We start from the raw sequence: 19,726 nt of genomic DNA, 5'->3' as shown, positions 1-19,726 counted from the left end.
ATACAGGCGTGAGCACTTATTATTACGTTTGTTTCGAGCTAGTAATGTCTGCTTCTGACACAAAGCGGACCAAGACATCAGAAAAATTTATCGGACTCTAAGCAGATCTGAATATCTCGTCGTATACCGTGGTGAAAGCATTTCTCGCTTCATCTGCCACTGCTGCTGTATGCCCTGCCCGGCAAAGTAGAGCGTGCCTTTTCCATCTTTAGCATTTAGGTGATCAAGCACTTCCATCAACCTTTCGCTACCTGCCCGCGGTGCGTTCTCATCGAACAGGTTGAGCTGGGCCACCCCTTGGCTGAAAAAATCTCCCAGCATAATGCCAGCTTTCTGGTACCGGTGTCCGTCTTTCCAGATTTTGTCCAGGCACTTTACCGCGGCGTTGATGATGTCGCGGGAATCCTGAGTGGGGGTAAGAAGCTTCACTGACGCGCTGTTACCGTAATACGGCTCATTAAGCGCAAAGGGAGAGGTTTTCACGAACGCAGAGATAAAGCGGCAGTACTGATGTTCACCCCGAAGTTTTTCAGCACCACGAGCAGCATAGCTGCAGATAGCCTGGCGCATCTGTTCATACTCAGTAACGCGTTCGCCGAATGACCGGCTGCAGACGATTTCCTGTTTAGCTGGTGCAAACTCCTCCAGATCCAGACATGGTTCGCCGCGCAGCTCCCGGACAGTTCGCTCCAGGACGACATTGAAGTGTTTGCGAATAATCCATGTACTCTGCTCAGAGAGATCCAGAGCCGTTTTGATGCCCATGGCATTCAGCTTCTTGCTGATACGCCTGCCGACGCCCCATACGTCCTCTACCGGCACGATAGCGAGCAATCGGCGCTGACGGTCGATATTGGACAGGTCAACTACCCCGTCAGTCTGGCGCTGCCATTTCTTTGCAGCGTGGTTGGCCAGCTTAGCGAGTGTTTTTGTCTGCGCAATGCCAACCCCGACAGTCAGGTGCGTACGCTTCAGAACTGTAGCGCGGATTTCCTTGCCGAATTCGGTAAGGTCCCGGCAGTTCCTAACGCCCGTCAGGTCGCAAAAAGCTTCATCGATACTGTAAATTTCTACCCTTGGGCTCATTTCTTCGAGCGTCGTCATTACCCGGTTCGACATATCAGCGTAAAGCTCATAGTTGCTGCTGAAACAAACAACGCCAGCGCGCCGGAAAATTTCCTTTTGCTTGAAGAATGGCTCCCCCATGGTGATTCCAGCGGCCTTGGCCTCGGCGCTGCGCGCGATCACGCAGCCATCGTTATTTGAGAGAACGACAACTGGTCGCCCTCTCAGGTCCGGCCTGAATACAGTCTCGCATGATGCGTAGAACGAATTAACATCACAGAGAGCAAACATATTCAGCTCGCAGATTTAACGATGAAAGTCACGACGCCGAACACATCGAGCGTGTCCTCGCTGCCAACAACGATCGGACTGTAGGCGCTGTTCATCGGAATGAGCTGGACTGTCGGGCGCAGTTGCAGGCGCTTAACAGTGAACTCCCCTTCCACCGCCGCGATTACGATATCCCCATGCTCAGCTGTACGCGAACTATCTACCACCAGCAGATCGCCGTCGCTGATCCCTGCCTCTATCATCGAGTCGCCGGCAGCCTTGACGAAATATGTCGAACTTGGGTGAGATACAAGTAACTCATTGAGATCGATACGCTGTTCAACGTAATCAGCAGCCGGGCTGGGGAACCCGCATTGCACCAAATCGCTGAAGAGCGGGATAGCAATAATTTCGCGTAACTCTGCCGGTCTGAAGAACTCCATGATGCATACCTCGAACACTGTTTTTATATACAGTAGTTTTAACTGAGGTACTGATCAAGATCGCCGCTTGTTTATGTTTGGCTACTTCCTGGCCGCTTCGTTTCTAAGCCTGTAACGCTATTGGTTTTTTGGTATTTGTAAATTTCAGAAGGAAGAGTGTCGATTGCTCACTTTGAATACTACATGAAGGGGTTTTCGTCTGAACAGACTGGGCGAATGGTATGCGTAACTACACCTACCAGGCGAACATCATCTAGCGCCTCACCTTCGATTGCCTCACCATCATCAGTAATGAGCGCCTCACCGGCCCAGTACGCATGTTGCTGGCGTCCGCAAAACCAGATGAGCAATGTGTCACCGCGCTTGCATGCCGATGAGCTATCAATGACATCATAGCCCTCCTGCGTTTCAACAATGCATGCAGAAGCAGGAAGAAATTGTTCTGCTACAACTGCAAATGCGGCCGGAGTGTTTACTGCTGGCGAGGAGGACACCATTTTGCACCTCAGAAAAATACTGTATACATATACAGTATGTCAATTATTGAAATGCATCAAGTTTTGATGGCAAAAGTAGCATTAAGCTTATGCAGGCTGTCGCGTTCATGCTAAGATGAGAATAATCTTATATTTTTTTACGTTATGCTTGGTTTAGACGAATGTTTAATAAACTTTTTGTACTTACGTTATTGAGGATAGGAGCCGTCGTGGTTTTTGTGTCGGCATTTAGGCAGCCTGGATTTTCTATGACAGGAGTTATTTTAGATATTGTATATCTAGGTATCTGGCTTCAGGCTGAGTATGAATATATGCCTGATACAAAAAAAACAATTAATATGATTGTTAGCAAAATTTCACGGAAGGATCATTAATGTTCTTTAATAATATCCAAGCAATGCGAGGCATAGCATCTCTTATTGTTTTTATAGTTCATCTTTTGAGCACTAAACCAGGCATGGCTCCTGATTGGCTTGAGAAAGGTGTTTATGTTTTTGGTCCAGGTGGCGTAGACATATTCTTTGTGATATCAGGTTTCGTTGTCACGCTTGCTGCTGCAAAATCCGCTGGTTCAGCTAACACTAAAAGCTCATCTTTAACTTTTATGCTTAAGAGGATATTTAGAATCTACCCAGCTTACTGGATAGTATTTGCATTTGCATCTTTGCTCCTTCCGTATGTATGGCTAGCGCCTGACTGGCTACCAAAAGCATCAGAACTCTCTCTGCTTACGCTCACATATACATATAATTATAAAGTGATGGTGGCGTGGACGCTGGTATATGAGATGTTTTTCTATGTAGTTCTCGCCATATTGGTATTGTCAGGGAAAAAGTTTTGGCATTGTTTGTTTATCTGGATCTTTGTTGAGATTGTATTGATAGCAGTTTCAAATACTTATAACAAAAATTTGGCTGGATATGTCCCGCTTAGCCCACAAATTTTGCAGTTCTGCTCTGGTTGCGTCGTGGCTTTTATCTGCACAAAATTTGAAACAAGATTTGGTAAAGAAATTCTTATCGCCGGTGGAATTCTTTTTGCTGTTATGTGCTGTGTAAACATAAATCTTGCAAACTGGGATCCATGGAACAGAACGCTTACCCTTACCTTGCCTTCAGCCATGATGATTTATGGTGCAGTAGTTTCTGAGAGGGAAAAAAGATTTAACTTTGGTAAACCACTTCTTTTCCTTGGTAATATTTCCTTCTCCTTATATCTATGGCATCAACTTACGTTCCAGACTATGCTAGCATGGTTCGAGCACTCAGGGCTTTTACAGCAACTACCTCACGCATTAAGTCTTGCGATTTGGGCATTATGCGGAATAGCCGTTGGTTACACGAGCTATGTTTTAATTGAAAAACCTTCAATTAAATTCATCAATGGAATTTTAAAACCAAAAACTATACAACTGCCTGTTGATGAAAAGGTTGCGTAATAGAAAAGGCCGCTACAGCGGCCTTTTTCATATCATTGCTTAATAACCCAAGTCAAACCAGACACACCAACGAAGTTTGTTGATGTTGTCGCTCCATATATTTTCACCGCTCCTGTAGGCAATACCTGAAGGCTCACCCCAGCAGTATCTGAATATACAGAGAATTGCATCTCGTATTGAGGTGCAATATTCCTTGGAAGTTGCGCAATCTGAGTTCCTGCCGTAACTGCGCCTGTCGATTTAAAAATTATTCCAGATAAAGATACTACCCCTCCGTCTGATACATCAACCCTTACAGGCCGATCCCCGGAATTTATCGACCAGTTATTCATTGCTATTGGAGTGCGCATTCCTGAGGCTTTTCTTTTCCTTGAAATAGAAAGAAGCCCCATGATTGACCTCGCTACAGACCGGGCAATCACTTTGGTAGCCATAGTTGTCGGATGAATATTGTCATGAACAAAACTATCACCCTTCCCAACCATACTTACATACAGCCCAGAGTTGACATAGTAGGCTGCTATCGGCCCTTCAACCTCCGTGAAGTCCAGCAACTTTGCTCCTGTCTCTGCAGCGACTCGGGCAACAATGTTTCGGTAACGAAATGCCTTATCGTAGTTTGCTGACGGCTGCCCTTTGCCTGTTCCAGCCTGAGTCTGCGTATACCAAAGCCCAAACTTACACAAAATGACAGGTTTTCCTGCAGTAACGCAGATGTTAACCATCGCAGAAAGGTTGGATTTGAATGCGGTGTAATCAGTCTGGCCTTGTCCGTCATTCGTACCGATCGCAATAACTACTACGTCAGCATCAGCAACCCCGACGGACTGCATTACAGCAAGTTGCCCGGCAACATTATCTCCCGGAACCGCCTTGTTGATGATGTTCCAGGCCCGAAGCCCCTCAGAAAACTCTAACTCCCTTTTGAGGTATGTTGGCCAGCAATCCACCCGCGGCGCAGATATTGAATCGCCAAACACTTTAACAGCAAGGAATGAGTTTCTGCTGTATTTAGCATTGACTATTTTTACAGGGTTAAAAATATTAACAAGAGGGTTGCTTAGCCCTGAATTGAAGAATGCACCAAAGCCAGCATCAAGAATATAACCAGGTGTATTAATAGTAATAACAGTATAGCCGTTGAACAAAATATCATAATTGTTAAAACTGTTAACCCTGATTTTCCATTCACTGTTAATTGGGAAATACGATGCATGATCATTAAGCATGGGGAACTGAATAACCGTCTCGACAGGTGACGCTCCGGTATTCTTAACGAAGTACTTAACGACTATCCCAGAAGTTGTTGAGGATGCAAAAACGCCTGAATACCCGCCTGAAGAACGCACAACAGCGCTCAGCTGAGGCGTGCCATTAACTAATAAGCAGGCGCTGATCTCCTGCCCAGGCAGAACATCCAGGAAACCGATATGAAACGAGTTGTCTCCAGTCGCAACTGTCATAGAGGCAGAGCTCTGATCAGCTGCTGAGAACGTATCGGCAACCCAGGTATCAGAAGACGGCCAAGATATTTTTAAAGGGAGCAGGTTCGCCGCTGCATCAATAACCTGAACCTCAGAGTTATCGAACGCGTAGCTTTCCAGAAACCCATCCTTTGCCGCGTAAACTTCATTGTTCCCGGGCATCGCCGTGTATTCGGTGTTAAGGCTTCTGAAAACAAACTGTGTTGCCCGTATAAATTTAATGTTCTGTGCTGATGCCTTTCCTGCCAACCAGTCGTTTGGTACGGATAACTTCACACCTCTGTCCACATCGAATGTAACGCCCTGCAATGCATCAGGATCAAAGGTTGAAAAGTAGTAAACATTTGCCGTGCCAGGGATGAAGGGCAGACGCACAACAGGGTTGACAGTGGCTACAAGCCCCAACAATGCAGATGAGCAATCAGTGACACCATCAGGCTCAGCACCGGAAGACGAGCCATCGTTGATCGCAATGATTTCTCGCATTTTTTGGTGAACCGTTGTCGCTTTTGAGCCTGTGAATGGTTGCTTAACTGCCACTAAGTTGTCACCCATACCATCTGCAGCGCTGGCTAATTGTTGCTTCAGTGCAGCATACCCAACGCTCAGCCAGGCACCAGGACCAATACCGCCCGTTGATTCTGGAGTGGATGATGCCGGTACATTCTTTGGAAGCAGGCCATCCCATCGGTAATATTCACCAGTAGCCTCTAGGCGCAGAACTTGGTTAGGAAGAGTAAGCGTGTTGCCGTCTTCGAAGCTGTCGATCGTGATATAGCCGAATCCCGCGATCGCTTGCTGCGCAATCCAGCGCATGCCCTCTATGGTGTAATGCTGCACACCGAATCGATCGGTATATGTCCATCCCATTGATGTGACGAACTCATCAATTTTCCCGGCGTTAAACTTCAAATCGCGAGGAGATTCACTTGGAACAGGCAAATTAGTTGGTTGCGTAGCCATATTGATTCCATAAAAAAGCCCGGCACGGCGTCCGGGTTCGGTTGGTCGGGGATGGTTCTTATTGGTAGATGGCGTCGCTGTATTCCGCGACGGTCAAAGATACCGTGTTATCGGTGTTCGGTTTGATGCTGCTGACTTTCCATAGTTGGCTGTCCAGTTCCTCCACCGTCGCAATGAGATAGCGCGACGGGAGCTGGATAGTGTCTCCATTCCAGATATTTAGCTGAATGTCGGGTATTGCCGCGGTGAATCCGTACTTCGTGTCGCTGCGGGCCGTCGCCGGATAGCGCAGGGTCGGGTTGCCCAGGTTGTCGGTCACCAGCACATACATCGAGCCGGTAAACCTGATCGGCTCGCTGGTATCAAAGTTATTCCCGGCGCGGCCGGTGATGTAACCCTGCTGCTGGTTGCTGTCGTAGATGTCCGGCATCTGGATGACGCTGCCTACCTGAATGATCCCATCCTCGAACACTTTGGCGTTCATCTTCACGCGCGAGTAAATTAGACGCTTCGTTTCACGCAGCGCGCGCTCCCTAGCCTGGTACTCGTTACGGAAGCCGACAATCTCGAGCTTGTTCGGGTTCTCCGCTTCCTGTTCGACGATAGCGCCGTTCAACACGCGGTAGTTGATGTAAGTCTTGTTGTTGGTCGTCGGGTGAACATAGGACACCTGGACGCCGTCGTAACCGCCAGGAAGAGTTGCCTCGTACGTCATTTTGTACTCGTCCGTCTTCATGTTGGCCCGGTTGAATACGGCAGCTGGGTAATCAACCTTCTGGTCACGAGTAAACGTCAGCACGCCGTCGTCCCAGTACGCCACCACCGACGCAGCATTACAGATTGCCTGCACGCGGTCGCCCAGTGAGTCGTTTTCGTCGTCAAAGGTGTAGTCGAAGTAACCCAGGCGCTCATCCGGCAGGCTTTCGGCTATCGAGTACAGCCCATAGAGGTCAATGCTGCTGACCGGCTGTTCACCCATAATCAGCCATGTGTGCGCCACCGCATCAGCGAACGAGCGAGACGGTCGCAGTGTGTAATCCACCGTCTGCGTGTCAAGGTTGTATGTGATGGTGTAGCGCGTCACCAGAGCGTTATATTTGCGCTCACGGCTTCCAAGCGCGTTCTCCGTCGCCCTCACCTTCACCCTCACCAGCGTGTCTGTCGGGTGTACGACATTGGTCCTGATGTTGATTGCGTGAATCTCTTCAACTTTCAGAACTGACGCGTCGCTGGAGTTATCCGTGCGCTGGAAGCTGATCGCATACTTACCGAAGCCTGCGGCTGGCGTTAGTTTATCGGTGCGGTAAAACACTTCGCTGGTGTGGTCGTGCGGCGTTCCCTGGTAATAGGTAAACGTCTGCGTAGTGCCGGGGATCTGGTTGTAATCGTCGTCGATTTTCCAGATAACGACTTTCCAGTTAGTCTGTTTCTTCCCGCCCAGGCTCGACTGTGTGTGTAGCCATAGCTGAGACGACTCAACCGGTGAGAAGAATGGGCCCACAACCAGCGCTTCGTTGTCGTTCAGAATGAACTTCGTGGTGTTGATTGTCGCCGTTGACGGGATGTCCTGGGGACCGTCGAGTTGGTTCATTGTAAACGTGTACCAGCGCACCGGATTAACCACCGCGCCGTCATTCGTTTCCACAGCTGAGATCAGCGTTCCGGAGAATGTCGCATCAGTCGTTACGGATCCGGATGCTGTGCTGTACGTCACATTGATAGTGAACGTGACGGCATGCGGCAATACCAGTCCCATGAAGTAATCGAACTCGGCCTGCTTGATGATTTTCATCGCTATCTGCCCGCCGGAATATGTCCCGCTGACGACGGTATTTGCCGTCGCCGTCTCTATCGGGAAATCACCCGCTTCGTTCTGCCCTGGTACTTCCTGCCCGTCAACATCATCGAAACCATAGCCCTCGACGATCTGAGGGATGACCTCACCAGGCTGATAAAACTGGTATTCAGCACCGGCAAGAGAGCCAAGGCTCGATTCAGAGTATCGAACGGACTCGTAATCGTACTTCCCGATCCCGATACACATCCACTCCGTTACATACTTTAGACCACCGTCTTTATCGTTCTGGCGGACGTATTCGAATACAGACTCCTGAATCAGATCCGGAAATGAACGCACCTGGCCGTAAATATCCGGCTTGGCTTTGTAGACGCGCGCGGTATTTGTCTGACCAGTCAGGCTATTGTTTGGGGAGTCGACGGTGTTGCCACCAGTGTTTGCGATAGCGGGCTTCGGCGCAAGGAATGCGAATACTGTCCCGACGACTTTGAAGATCGGGCTCAGGATGTCGCTGACGATACCTTTTGGCTGGTCGAAAATCTGGATGTTGTCCAGCTCACTCAGCTCAAACGCCAGCTCGTCGTCGTCGCCCAACTTCACACCGTTTCGGACGATCAGCAGATCGCGGTGAAAGGTAGCGTCATTGCCCTTCAGCCAGTCATAAAAAAGGGTGCCGTTTGGCACCCTGCAACGCATCTTAGGCGTTCCTGGAAAGTTCGATATCTCAACCAGCGCCATATTCGAAAAACTCCACTTTAGTGAATGCCCGCTGAATGACCAGCAACGAGTCCATGCGCACGCTTCCGTTCTCGCCGCGCGAGTGCAGAGCCTGTCTGTTAAGCACGAGGCCAACGTGTGCCGGTTGCGCACCGCGGTATCCGACGAATATCCCGCCCTCGACCGGTTTGTCGACCTGGTGCCAGAACACGACATCACCCTGATAGCAGGTGAAGAAGTCCTCACCGGCTTCGTAGTCCGGCGTCTGGTGCAGTTCAATGCCGAGAACGTGCCGGTAATACAATACGCACAATCCCCAACAGTCTACTTTCTCGAACGAGCAGGCCCGGTTAGCCCACGGCACGCCGATAACCTTCCTGACAAAATCAGAGGTACTGAAGTCCCGTGTACTCGACTGGATCATAAAGGCGACCAATATTGTTGTTCAGAGGGTTGGTGATGGAGAGAGTCACCGATGCGGATTCGGCGTCGATATCGACCGTTTTGACGTATAGTTGCCACGACTTAATCGGTACCGACACGTCGCCACTGTCGAATATTTGCCGCGTGGCCGTGATGGCCGTCAGTCTGGCGGCCCCCTTCCACTGTTTCATCAGCGCCTTGATGTCCGACGACAGCCGCCCAAGCTTCACGGTCGCGTCGATGACCGGCGTGCCGCTCTGCTGGCTCTCTTCGATTTCAAAGCGCGCTGGCGTGTAGGACTGGCCGCCGAGCGTCTTCGGGAAGAACTGCTTATCGACCAGGCGCACATAGCCAAAGGATGGATGGTAGAACGTGATGGTGTCGTACAGCCCTCGCGTCGGGCGCTGCTGCTTATATTCCCTGAAGCTAGGCATTACGGCACCCTCGGCAGTGATTCTGGGTCCCTGTTGTCCGGATAACCCGTGACAACGATATCAAGCACTGAAGGCCATGGCGGCGGCAACTCAACAATCACGTCGTCGAATTCGTCGTCAGCGTTGTACAGATGGTTGGCCATAACGGTTCCTGTCCATGTCACCACCCCGCCAGAAATATTGGTCTGGACAGGGAAACCATCTTTCGTAAAGTGAAGCTCCTGAACTTGCAAGCCACTACCGCCAAGATTGATATTCATCCTGAACCAGTTAAGGCCGCGATTGAGATAGTTAGGGCTGCGCAGCCACTGCTGGAATGCGCGCTCCTGATCAAGAGTGAAGATCCACGTCAGTGACCATGTCACTTTCAGGTCATCAGTAAGGTTCTGGAAGATAGCCGGGCCGACCGCTGGCTGATCGGTCTGGAACCCGGTATCAAGCGTCATGTTTTTGCTGGCCTTCTGCGCCAGCGGCAGCCAGTCGGGATAGTCGATAATTGGCATCAGCCCTGCCCCCTTGGCGTGCGCTTAACGTTCAAATTGCTGGTAATAGCCTGGCTTGCTGGTCCACCATTATTCATGTCCGCGATGAATGCATCGATAGTCCAGGTGCCGTCACTGCCCTGCGTAGCCTGTGCATCGACCGAAGCTGAAGAGTAATTGTTGATATTCAAAATCACCCCGCCACCGCCGCCTGCATTCATTTCCTTGTTGCTGATCACCTTGCCGTTGTCTCCCGGTATCATGTACTGCTTACCGGTGCTAGCCTGGTAAATCTCTGGCATGCCGCCTTCGCCGACCTGGTACATTCCGCCAGCAGTCACCGGCCCGCCGTTCTTACGTTTACCGAGAAGGTTAGCGCCAATAACGCCTGCCACCGCGCCGAGACCGATCGCTGCAGCCGTACCCATTGAAGCGATGGATGAAAGGATCGCCGCGGGGGTCCATGCTGCAGCAGTCGTTGCCGCCGCCGCAGTACTGGTAGCAGTCTGCGTAGCCACCGCTGCAGTCTGAACTGCAGTTACCGTGCCGATAGCCGCCGTTTGTGCCGCTTGGCCCATGATGGCTGACTTAACCCACTCAATTCCCATCTGGACGAATGAGTTAACCACGCTGTTCAGGACCGTCATGCCTATACTGCGCATTGCGTCGCTGGCAGACATGCTGCCTGTTATGATTCCTGTCAGCGCGTTACTGGCTACAGAACCGAGAGAGTCGAAAGCCGCAGCTGCAGCTTGTGTGGCCGCGTTCTGCTGCGCCCACTCTTCCCACATCGCCGCGTTGCGCTGATCACGATACTGCTGCTCGATAGCAGCGCGCGCCGCTTCCGCCTCGCCTATTTTCTGCGGGTAAAGCTGGGCGTACTGCTGGATATCAGCAATATCTTTTTGGTACTGACTGTCCAGACCGGCAGTTTTACTGGTTTTGCCCTGAATGGTGCTGAACTTATTGGCCGCCTCAGTACGTTCTCTTTCAGCCTTCGCTTGCTCACGTAATGCGTTGGCATTGTCCCAGGCCTTACCTGCCAGTTGACCAGCAAGCATGAGTTGCTCCTGCGTGGCGGTATTCCCGAGAGACTGCTGCGCATTAAGCACGGCCTGCGCACGAGATAATTCCCCTACGCTTCCTGCTGATAGCTCTGCCTTTTGCCGCAGTTCCTCCAGCTTTTGGTTAACCGCCTCCTGAGCCTTAGCGTACTTTTCAGCGTCCTTTTCGGCTTGCGTCTTTTTCTGCTTTCCTGTGCCGGCCACTGCCTTTATCTCGATTGGCTTGGTGTTTGCCGCAGCCTGGGATGCTTTTGTTACAGCGGCAAGATCACCAACCAGCATGGCCGCCTTATTGCTCAGCCCGGCCAGCGCTTTGTTTTGCGCTTCCCAGCCATCAAGCCCCAGCCATGACCAGGTGCGCGCGCGACGCGTGAACATTTCCGCTGTGCTGTTCAGATCTGAGATCTGAGCATCTGCCGATGCCGCTTTACCCACCAGGCGGTCGAGCGCAGCCGTCATTGAGTCTATAACCGCAACCAGCCCTGTGCTTGCACCCGTTGCCTGGTTAACTGAGTCAATCATCGACAGGAATGAGTTGGTCAGTGCGGTATTGGCCTGGGAAAGAGTGCGCGGAAGCTTCTCGAACTCAGCATTAACTGCTCCGGTTTGCTTCTGGATAGCATTTAGCGCGTCTTCTGCCGACAGTTTTCCATCAAGCATCATTTGACGGAGTTCACCTACGCCGACCCCCATGCCAGTAGCAATCTGACGAACAAGCTCCGGCATTTGCTCAAGGATGGAGTTGAACTCCTCTGCCCGGACAGTGCCGGAGGAAATTGACTGGCCGAACTGACGAAGAGCGTTAGCCATCTCCTCCGCAGAGGAGCCACCGATACGCCCAATTTTCTGAAGAGTCTCGGTGAGCTGGATTATCTGGCCGTTAGTCGCGCCGGTATCGCGCAACGCCGTGCTGAGAGTCTCCCAGAGCTTTTCTGTATCCTGCAGCGAACCACCCGTTGCCGAACTGATACGCATCAGGCTCTGCATTGTCTGCGACGCTGCCGCAGCGCTACCGGTCAGACGCTCAATGCGCGCGTTTAACTGACTCATATTGTCAGCGGCAACGAGAAACGCCTTACCCCAGTCAACAACGAGTGACGCCGCAATAGCGCCGGCCACGCGGTTGATATTGGTCTGCAGCTCATCCATCTTTTTGGCTGCATTCGTCGCCGAGTTGCCGATTGAGTCGAGTGACTTATTGGCCTTCCCCTGCGCCTTCAGCAAGCCAGAAACATCGGCCTCGATGTCGTAATAAATCTCGCCTGCTTTTTCAGACATCACTTTTCTCCAGGCATAAAAAAACCCACCGAGAGGTGGGTTAGTTATTCGTGTCGTTTATTGGCATCGTTCGGTGTAGACCGGCGGTGGAGGCGTATCTTTCGAGCTGAGGAAGTGATCACCAAGGGTGTAGTCGACACCTTTTGAGAACATCCCCTTCGATTTCATTTTCAGCTCAACGAAGAACGGATGAAACCCTGCATAGGCACCGAAACCATTCTTGCCGTTGATTTCTCCGCAGACAACAGCGACGACGCGACCATCTTCGGCATCAGTCATCTTTGATACTTTTACGTTCCGAAACTGTGCGCTGGCCGGGTCTTTAAGATTTGCAGCAACTTCAGATTTCGCTAAAGATATTGCCTTTTCCTCGCCTGGCTTGCAGCCAGCCAGAACCAGTGGAATCACCAAAGCCAAAAGTATTTTCTTCACTCTTATCCCCTGAGTATTATTGTCGTGCCATCATACGCCCGGCAAGGCGGGGCTGGTACATCCATTATTAACTCAGGCCGCTTTCTTTGCTGATTTTTCGCGCTCAATCATTTCCTTCCAGCGGCGATCGTCATCGTCCATAACAGCGTCGTACTCTTCCCTGGTGAAGCCCTTCTGGTCAGGGTATTTGGCGTTAAGCATCATAGCGAATTCGGTCATGGTAAGGTTTTCAGCCTCTTCCCTGCTGATCCCGAAATGGTTTCTCGCCGCCATGATGTATTCAGTCGCATGAAACTCCGGCGTCGTTTCCTTGCTTTCGTGCTTCTGCAGTTTTCGAACCCTGGCCCGACCGATAACTCCATGCATGATCAGGGACTGGGCTATGAGGATCAGGTTTTCTGGCGGCAGCACGCCGCGGCGCCAGACGAATGTTCGCCTACCAGTACGTGAAGGTTCATGCCATCCTGTCAGTTCAGAAACGTCCTCGTCACAGCATGACTGAATGACGTTAATAGCCGTGAGCAATGCCTCGCGCACAAAAGCAGCTGAACCTGCCGCATCCAGAGCCCACCTGGGCAGGGAAACATCACCAAAGTAGTAAGCATAAAACCTGCGCTGATGCTCTGGTATAGCACTGTGAATTTCCCGGGCCGCTTCAAGCATCTTTGCCACATCGTCATTGAACAGTGCGTAGAAAGTGCGGACGATATGCTCTGGCTCGCCTATTCTCGTCATGTTTCGGAAAGACGGGCGGAAATAGTATTCACGTCCGCCAGCGCCGATCAGACACTCACCAATTTCTTTCAAAGGGGTCATATCGTTCTCCATAACCAGTATCAAGGGCAGCACGCCGCCCTTTGTAATGATTACGGCGCAGCAGTGACGGTAACAGCGCAGGTGTCGGTGAAGTCTCCGTCTGCGGTTGTAGCAGTAATAGTCGCAGTGCCAGCGGAGACGGCTGTTACAAGGCCGGTTGAGCTGACAGTGGCGATAGATGCCGCCGAAGTCGTCCAGGTGATCGCCTTGTTAGTAGCATCGGTTGGCTGAACTGCACCGCTCAGCTGCTGGGTTGCGCCAACGACCAGAGATGAAGTTGCAGGGGTAACTTCAACTCCAGTGGCCGCGATGGAATCAGCGACTTCAAACACAACGGTGTCGGCGTCGTAGACCTTCCACTCTCCAGAGAAGGTGGAGATATCGTTGGTACCGAAATCACCAGACCATGAAGTTGTGTTCATGTAACCCTGGATGTAAGTACCGGCGTTCTCACCAGCAAAGTCGAACCGCACCCACAGGTTAGGCTGACGGCCTGCCTGTACTTCGTCAAAGATGTACTTCGACAGACGCCACGCGCCGATCTCGTTATCTTTGTCAGACTTGCGAAACTCCCCTTCGCCGGAGATCGTCAGATCCATGTTGTTGACCAGGTTCTCCACCAGCCCTTTAGCATCATCTGCCTCGGAGTTGATGGTGTTCATCGAATAGTCGATGCCCTTGGTCGTCATAGCGCCGAGACGCTTCCACTCGGAAAGCGCTGGCACTGCGTCGGGGCAGCCAAAGGCCATGCGTAGCACAGCTACTTTCCCGATCAGCTTGCCAAAATCATTAGCACAGCCTTGCATGTGTACCTCTCAAATAAAAAAGGCCGCCGGATGGCAGCCTGATGGGTTGGTGATGGGGTTATTCGCCGTAAACGCACATGAACTGGAGTCGGAAGACCAGGCGGCCCTCTTCAGTAAGGATGGGTGCCGGCATGTTGCCGAGATTTTGAATCAGGCCAAGACACTCATCCGTAATGTCGTGCTGTTCGACATGATTAATGATCTCCTGCGCCTTCTCTGCTGCTGCGCGGCGCTTGTCCTTGGCGGAGATGACATCCACCAGCACGTAGTGGTCAGATCCGAGGTCATTTCGGATGTCGCTACCGCCGTTAGGCCGGAACACGATGAATGCGTCGGTTTGCTTCTTTGTGTCGTCCCACGCCAGCAGCTGAACGATGAAGCCAGTGGTAAGCCCGGCATCAACAAAATAGTTACGCACGCGCTCGTACATGGCTGGTGTCATACTGAAAGCTCCTTGCGCATTACGGCATCAATCTGGCTACGGGTGTCTTCAAAGCCTTTGGTCAGAAATTCTTTCTGCGCAGTAGCGCGGCGGAAGGTTTGCGGCACGTTCGGATCGTGAACGAAAACAGCGTAGTTCGCGGTGTATCCAACCCGCCCGGTGAGTCGAACGCCGTTGTTAATCAACTCCCGATACTGACTATTAAGCAGCGTTGAGGTGTCGATTGGCGTATAAAGCGCGGCCTGGGAGCTGCCGATTATCATTGCTGACTGTAGCGCCCTGACAACCTTTCGCCCTTTCACATCGTTGATGATGCGGTTGAGCCCGGCTTTCGACTGCTTAACGCCACGCACTTTGATGCCCATGGTTTTCTCCAGGCAATAAAAAACCCCGCCTGAGCGAGGTTTGGTGTCATTTAAAAGGTGAATCAAAAAGGGAGCATTGCGCGGATTTCAGTGTACCAACTATGAAAAGCAGGTAGGTCATCTAAAAACCAGAAGCCTAATCCAAGCACTGCAGCACTCATCATCATTTGAGCAATAACGCTGAACCAGAATTCAATAGGTTTAGTGTCTTTGCGGATATACTCCTTCCGCATCGTCCCCTTAAAGGTTTTGGTGTAGACACCTCGTCGCAAAAAGATTATCGACTGAACAAACATAATGGGGCATGTCAGAAAAATTGCGCACACCGTGAACCAAAATTGAAAGCCCATCACCTGTCATTCCATTCAATGTTTTAGGCCATTATTGCACAGGTTTATCAGACTCCTGTAAGGATGGCGTAATCATCCGCCAGGCGCTCGAACGTGTCGGCGTAGCGGATAACCTGCCGCACCTCGTCGGCACCGGCCACAACCGGGTCGGCTTCGGTCGAAACGCCAATCAGCAGGTAATCACCTGCAGCAGCCAGCGCAAACTCCGTCCAGACGGTATTCTTCACGACGATTTCGGCGCCCAGGCTGGCTAACTTCTTACTGAGCCCGCCCTCGTAATCACAGAGGATTTGCTCAGGTTCGGCATAGCCCAGCGGATCGCCGTATTCGTCATTGCCTTCCAACTTGCGCCAGATAGTCGCCGTCGAGGTATAGCTCCAGTTCGCTACCGATGACATCAGCCCTCCTTCCAGCGCAGCACCTTCGCGCCAGTCGCCCGGATTCGCGGGCAGTTGATGAACCACTCGCCGTTCGACTTAACGTAGCCGGTAGTTTCCCGCCCAGTGTCGGTCATTACCCAGACGCGGGTGAACGCGCGCGGAAGGCCGTGCTTAACTGATTTGTACGTCATCACTTATCTCCGCACATACAGCCGCCTTTGCCGATCCAGATGCCAGCGAATGCCGGGGCGGCAGTAGGGTCGGCAGGAATCAGCGAGGTGGCGCAGCCGTACTTATCCAACCCGCGCAGCAAGTTCACTGAGGCTTTCCAGCGATCGGTGAACGACTGATACCTGAACGAGCGCGATGCACCACTCGGAGCTGTCTGGCTTGAGATATATTTATCACCCTGACCGAGCCCCATAAGCGCCAGCAGATAAAGCTGAATCAGCAGCGCGGTCGATGCAGGATAATGCGCATCGAGACACTCCTGAATGCTGTTGGCCTGGTCGACGAGAGCCTGAAGAACAAAATCGGGAATGGTAATTCCCTGGCTCTCCAGATACTCCTTCGCCTGTTCGAGAGTTACCATTATCGACTCCGTGAAATACCCCGCCGGAGCGGGGCATAAAAAAACCGCCTTAGCGGCGGCTGTTATTCAGCAGGGAAAAGCTTTTCGAGCTCGCCATCAGGCAACAGCTCACTGAGCTTTTCAGCGCCCAAATTGCCTTTGAACTCAATACCCAACTCAGTAAGGCGGCCCTGAATAATCTCTTTGCGAGATTTCTCACTGGTACCGGCATCAGGCGTCGACGGGGTGAGTTCTCCGCCTGCCTCACCATTCATGAGACGGACGTTAGACTTCAGCGCCGGGTGCAGCTCTTTCAACTCCACCACGTCGCCAATCTTCACGCCGAACCACGCGCGCACAACTTCGTATTTAGCCATGCTGTTTCCTTACGCCAGTACAGCGCCGTAGACAACGCCAGACAGGCCCTGATCGTCTGCGGTGATTTGCAGACCTTCAGCAGACATGATCTGGAAGTTGTAGTTAACGTTAGGCAGTGGACGTGGCAGAGCAATAACGCCCTGAGCCATACCTACCAGGGGAGAGATCACGTCACGACGACGAACGTACGCGATAAACTCGTTACCCGTTAGCGCGAAGGTCTGCCGAATTTCCTTGACCGGAGCAAACGGTAGGACAGCCTGCAATACATTGCCACTGATCACGCCGTTTACTACATATGGTTTTGCCAGGTTCGCCCAGATCTCATCAGATACCCACATGACATCATAGGAAGAAACCTTGTTGGCGCGAGCAGTAGTACCGAAGGCTCCTTTACCGAAGAATTCAATGATCTGCTCTGTGGTGGCGGTTGTCAGATCGATGTTTGCCCCACCAGCTCCAGAACCAAGGTTAATTTTCTTCGTATTTCGATGGTTTTTCATGCCCTGAGCTGGATAACCCTGCACCTGAATTTTCGCATCACCGGAAAGGTAATAAGCCACACGGCGCTTATTTACCTTTTTAAGCTTAGCCATCTGCGAGTCCAGTACCAGATCCACGCCAACTGAGTTCAGGCCTGCAGCGTGACGCCAGTTTACGCCGTAGCCAGCAGTAAATACCGGAATTGGGTCACCATCATTAGCGTAGTCAGTGTGATCGAAGGAGAACGGAGCCTGACCGTCGATGCTCACAGAAACATCATCAGCAATGTCGCCGACAACGTTATATAACTTCGCCGTCTTGCCAACTGAAAGCACTGTCTGGACGCCCATCAGGTCATTGATGATTTCCATGCCATCTTCCTGATCGCGTAGCTGCAGGATCTGGTTATCAATTTCAGCCCAGAAGTCACGAGCGAAACCACCGACAGCGTTACATGCCAACATTTCTGGCGTCATGTGCGCGCGGTTTACGGCAATCATAGAGTCATGTTGCGCGTTCCACATGTTGCGGTTAGCCCACAACTCATTCCAGTGAGCGCCAAGGCGAGCGTTAGTCGCCAGTGTCTCTTTAGAAAAGTACATATGCGTTTATCCTTTTGTTACGCGCCAGCGGCGGCTACGGTGCCAACGCGCATACGCACGCGAATGAAGTCGGTTGTGCTTGCCGCGATGGTGTATTCATCCTGGCTGTAGCCGATCACCGAATCAGTGTCGGAAGTGGCGAGGGTGAACTGGCCGGCGGTTCCCAGCTTGATAGGGCTGTCTTTCTTATACGCACCAGGCAGGCAACGTAACGCCAGCTCACGTCCTTCTTCGACATAGTTGCCTACAGCTGAATCACCGGCGGGGATTGTTTCGGTGATGGTCAGGCCCTGGTGATAACCGACATCGATGATGTACAGGCGGCCGGTTAGCGCGGTGGCCTGAGCGAATTTATCGGATGAGTTAATGATTGCGGCGGTGCCCGGAAGCAGTGCAGCCGCCGTGGTGCGGGTTTCGGTCTTGTACAGAGACTGACCGTCGATATTAACGCGACGATAACGAGGCATTATTCCGGCTCCTTATTTGAAGTATTCGGCAGCAGAAGGCGCGCCGGTTTCTTTGTGCTGCTGTGCGTTGTTGGTGCCCAGCGGTGCAGCTTCGCCCAGCGACTTGAACATTGCGTCCAAGGCATCGCCAGAAAGTGCGTTGGCCACGATGTCGCCATGAACCGCAGCAACCGCATCACGCTTGGCTTTCTCTTCAGCGCGAGAATTGGCGGTCAGTGTTTCGGTAAGCTTGTCCTGATTGGCCTGCAGACCGGTGATCGCATCTTTAATCGGATTCAGGGCTTCGGCGAAGTTTGCGGCCAGGCCTTTACCGATTTCGCTGATCAGCTCTTGTTTCTCTTCAGTGGTTAAAGGCATGTCGCCCTCCGTTTTGTGGTTTGGTGCAGGCTGTTCCTGCGGTGTGAATAGAGCTTTCAATTTGTTGGCTACGACGGCTACCCACGATTCCTGACGCGCTACTACAGTGCCGGTATCGTCGATGGTGATCTTCCCGCCATCAGCGGAATAACCGTAAACCTGTGTATCACCGCCATTTCGCACGATGACCACCTGCGAGTCAGTGAAGTCAGCAACCCAGGCATATTCATCCGTACCCGGCGCAAACTTAGCTTTGGCTGCACGATCGAGGCGCTGTTCACGCTCCCGGTATGATTCACCCACCAGCGCGCCTGAGTTCGCTTTAAGCGGCTGAGCCAGATCAGCGTTAACCATCAAGCCAACGCCCTGCTCAGGGGTGGCGGCTCCGACTTCGTGCAGCAGGATCGCGTCGTGGTCCATGCCGTGGATATCTGCCACCCAATCAGCACCTGTGGCGCGCTGCTGATCGTTGGGCTCAAGCTGGTCGAGGAATGCGGCAACACTGGTATGAATCGGCGGAACGTCTTCACCGCGCTCAATGGCAGCGACGCGTTCAAGCAGCTCCCTGCCACCTTCAGATTCGCTGGCGCGGGCCACGTCAACCCACTTTTCGAGGTAGATGCGATTACCGGACTTCTTAACGTTGCGGTTCCACGCGCCGATATGGCCTGCGTTAATCCCCTCTGGGGAGAAAGCAGACACGAACTGACCGTTAACCTGAGGATGCCCAAGCGGTGCCAGGGTGCCTTCCAGCCCCTTATAGTGGGCGTCGATTTGCTCTTGCGTGTACAAGCCGCCATTCATGACGACGTTTGCTGGCAGCGTGTAGCTCGGCAACACCAGATGCTCACGCCCGTTGTATGTTTCGCGCCGGATAGACTGGCTGTTCACCTTCGTGGTGATGTTGACCTGCATAGGCAT

The 19,726-nt window shown here is 52.0% G+C and carries 22 protein-coding genes; 1 reads left to right on the top strand and 21 read right to left on the bottom strand.

The window, feature by feature from the left end; genetic code table 11:
* Nucleotides 1-87 precede the first annotated feature (87 nt).
* From ACMGGQ_RS08185 to ACMGGQ_RS08175, 3 genes are all read right to left on the bottom strand, one after another.
* Nucleotides 88-1,356, bottom strand: a complete 1,269-nt coding sequence (locus ACMGGQ_RS08185; RefSeq protein ID WP_248221246.1) for a Y-family DNA polymerase — start codon at nucleotides 1,354-1,356, stop codon at nucleotides 88-90.
* Nucleotides 1,357-1,358: 2 nt separating this feature from the next.
* The gene (locus ACMGGQ_RS08180; RefSeq protein ID WP_248221245.1) at nucleotides 1,359-1,778 is read right to left on the bottom strand and encodes a translesion error-prone DNA polymerase V autoproteolytic subunit; all 420 of its coding nucleotides are present in this window, start codon (nucleotides 1,776-1,778) and stop codon (nucleotides 1,359-1,361) included.
* A gap of 179 nt (nucleotides 1,779-1,957) precedes the next feature.
* On the bottom strand, nucleotides 1,958-2,275 hold the full coding sequence (locus ACMGGQ_RS08175) for a hypothetical protein (RefSeq protein ID WP_420289833.1): 318 nt from the start codon (nucleotides 2,273-2,275) through the stop codon (nucleotides 1,958-1,960).
* 373 nt (nucleotides 2,276-2,648) lie between these two features.
* Between ACMGGQ_RS08175 and ACMGGQ_RS08170 the strand changes: the two genes are divergently transcribed.
* Complete coding sequence (locus ACMGGQ_RS08170) at nucleotides 2,649-3,713, top strand: acyltransferase family protein (RefSeq protein ID WP_248273611.1); 1,065 nt, start codon at nucleotides 2,649-2,651, stop codon at nucleotides 3,711-3,713.
* A gap of 32 nt (nucleotides 3,714-3,745) precedes the next feature.
* On the opposite strand, the gene ACMGGQ_RS08165 is transcribed toward ACMGGQ_RS08170, so the two are convergent.
* The 18 genes from ACMGGQ_RS08165 to ACMGGQ_RS08080 form a co-directional block, all read right to left on the bottom strand.
* A complete protein-coding gene (locus tag ACMGGQ_RS08165) occupies nucleotides 3,746-6,160 on the bottom strand; it encodes a GDSL-type esterase/lipase family protein (protein WP_420289832.1) in 2,415 nt (804 codons plus the stop codon).
* Nucleotides 6,161-6,218: 58 nt separating this feature from the next.
* Nucleotides 6,219-8,696, bottom strand: a complete 2,478-nt coding sequence (locus tag ACMGGQ_RS08160) for a host specificity factor TipJ family phage tail protein (protein ID WP_420289831.1) — start codon at nucleotides 8,694-8,696, stop codon at nucleotides 6,219-6,221.
* Nucleotides 8,683-9,099 carry an NlpC/P60 family protein gene (locus tag ACMGGQ_RS08155; RefSeq protein WP_248221241.1) on the bottom strand — a complete coding sequence of 139 codons (417 nt, stop codon included), beginning with the start codon at nucleotides 9,097-9,099 and terminating at the stop codon, nucleotides 8,683-8,685. The genes ACMGGQ_RS08160 and ACMGGQ_RS08155 overlap by 14 nt, the downstream gene beginning before the upstream one ends.
* Nucleotides 9,062-9,532, bottom strand: a complete 471-nt coding sequence (locus ACMGGQ_RS08150; RefSeq protein ID WP_420289830.1) for a hypothetical protein — start codon at nucleotides 9,530-9,532, stop codon at nucleotides 9,062-9,064. The genes ACMGGQ_RS08155 and ACMGGQ_RS08150 overlap by 38 nt, the downstream gene beginning before the upstream one ends.
* On the bottom strand, nucleotides 9,532-10,035 hold the full coding sequence (locus ACMGGQ_RS08145; RefSeq protein WP_420289829.1) for a hypothetical protein: 504 nt from the start codon (nucleotides 10,033-10,035) through the stop codon (nucleotides 9,532-9,534). The genes ACMGGQ_RS08150 and ACMGGQ_RS08145 overlap by 1 nt, the downstream gene beginning before the upstream one ends.
* Nucleotides 10,035-12,356: a tape measure protein gene (locus ACMGGQ_RS08140; RefSeq protein ID WP_248221239.1), complete on the bottom strand. Its 2,322-nt coding sequence runs from the start codon at nucleotides 12,354-12,356 to the stop codon at nucleotides 10,035-10,037. The genes ACMGGQ_RS08145 and ACMGGQ_RS08140 overlap by 1 nt, the downstream gene beginning before the upstream one ends.
* Nucleotides 12,357-12,413: 57 nt before the next feature.
* Nucleotides 12,414-12,788, bottom strand: coding sequence for a membrane lipoprotein lipid attachment site-containing protein (locus ACMGGQ_RS08135; RefSeq protein WP_420289828.1), 375 nt, complete (start codon nucleotides 12,786-12,788; stop codon nucleotides 12,414-12,416).
* Between the two features lie 72 nt (nucleotides 12,789-12,860).
* Entirely contained in the window at nucleotides 12,861-13,604 is a 744-nt protein-coding gene (locus ACMGGQ_RS08130) for a DUF6246 family protein (RefSeq protein WP_420289827.1), read from the bottom strand.
* Between the two features lie 50 nt (nucleotides 13,605-13,654).
* Nucleotides 13,655-14,410, bottom strand: coding sequence for an Ig-like domain-containing protein (locus tag ACMGGQ_RS08125; protein ID WP_420289826.1), 756 nt, complete (start codon nucleotides 14,408-14,410; stop codon nucleotides 13,655-13,657).
* 58 nt (nucleotides 14,411-14,468) lie between these two features.
* Nucleotides 14,469-14,852: a hypothetical protein gene (locus ACMGGQ_RS08120; RefSeq protein ID WP_248221236.1), complete on the bottom strand. Its 384-nt coding sequence runs from the start codon at nucleotides 14,850-14,852 to the stop codon at nucleotides 14,469-14,471.
* A complete protein-coding gene (locus tag ACMGGQ_RS08115; RefSeq protein ID WP_014883994.1) occupies nucleotides 14,849-15,217 on the bottom strand; it encodes a hypothetical protein in 369 nt (122 codons plus the stop codon). The genes ACMGGQ_RS08120 and ACMGGQ_RS08115 overlap by 4 nt, the downstream gene beginning before the upstream one ends.
* Before the next feature lie 397 nt (nucleotides 15,218-15,614).
* On the bottom strand, nucleotides 15,615-15,965 hold the full coding sequence (locus ACMGGQ_RS08110; protein ID WP_420289825.1) for a hypothetical protein: 351 nt from the start codon (nucleotides 15,963-15,965) through the stop codon (nucleotides 15,615-15,617).
* Nucleotides 15,965-16,138, bottom strand: a complete 174-nt coding sequence (locus ACMGGQ_RS08105; RefSeq protein WP_420289824.1) for a hypothetical protein — start codon at nucleotides 16,136-16,138, stop codon at nucleotides 15,965-15,967. Before ACMGGQ_RS08105 ends, ACMGGQ_RS08110 begins: the two co-directional genes overlap by 1 nt.
* Nucleotides 16,138-16,539 carry a DUF7370 family protein gene (locus ACMGGQ_RS08100; protein WP_006820519.1) on the bottom strand — a complete coding sequence of 134 codons (402 nt, stop codon included), beginning with the start codon at nucleotides 16,537-16,539 and terminating at the stop codon, nucleotides 16,138-16,140. The genes ACMGGQ_RS08105 and ACMGGQ_RS08100 overlap by 1 nt, the downstream gene beginning before the upstream one ends.
* Nucleotides 16,540-16,601: 62 nt before the next feature.
* On the bottom strand, nucleotides 16,602-16,895 hold the full coding sequence (locus tag ACMGGQ_RS08095) for a hypothetical protein (protein WP_248273623.1): 294 nt from the start codon (nucleotides 16,893-16,895) through the stop codon (nucleotides 16,602-16,604).
* A gap of 9 nt (nucleotides 16,896-16,904) precedes the next feature.
* Entirely contained in the window at nucleotides 16,905-17,981 is a 1,077-nt protein-coding gene (locus tag ACMGGQ_RS08090; RefSeq protein ID WP_248273624.1) for a major capsid protein, read from the bottom strand.
* A 17-nt stretch (nucleotides 17,982-17,998) separates the two neighbouring features.
* Nucleotides 17,999-18,448, bottom strand: coding sequence for a phage cement protein (locus ACMGGQ_RS08085; protein WP_248273625.1), 450 nt, complete (start codon nucleotides 18,446-18,448; stop codon nucleotides 17,999-18,001).
* A gap of 12 nt (nucleotides 18,449-18,460) precedes the next feature.
* A complete protein-coding gene (locus ACMGGQ_RS08080) occupies nucleotides 18,461-19,726 on the bottom strand; it encodes a hypothetical protein (protein ID WP_248273626.1) in 1,266 nt (421 codons plus the stop codon).

The organism is Enterobacter sp. BNK-13, assembly GCF_048685015.1.
Taxonomy (GTDB): Bacteria; Pseudomonadota; Gammaproteobacteria; order Enterobacterales; family Enterobacteriaceae; genus Enterobacter; species Enterobacter quasiroggenkampii.
This window is presented reverse-complemented; position numbering and strand designations above follow the sequence as displayed.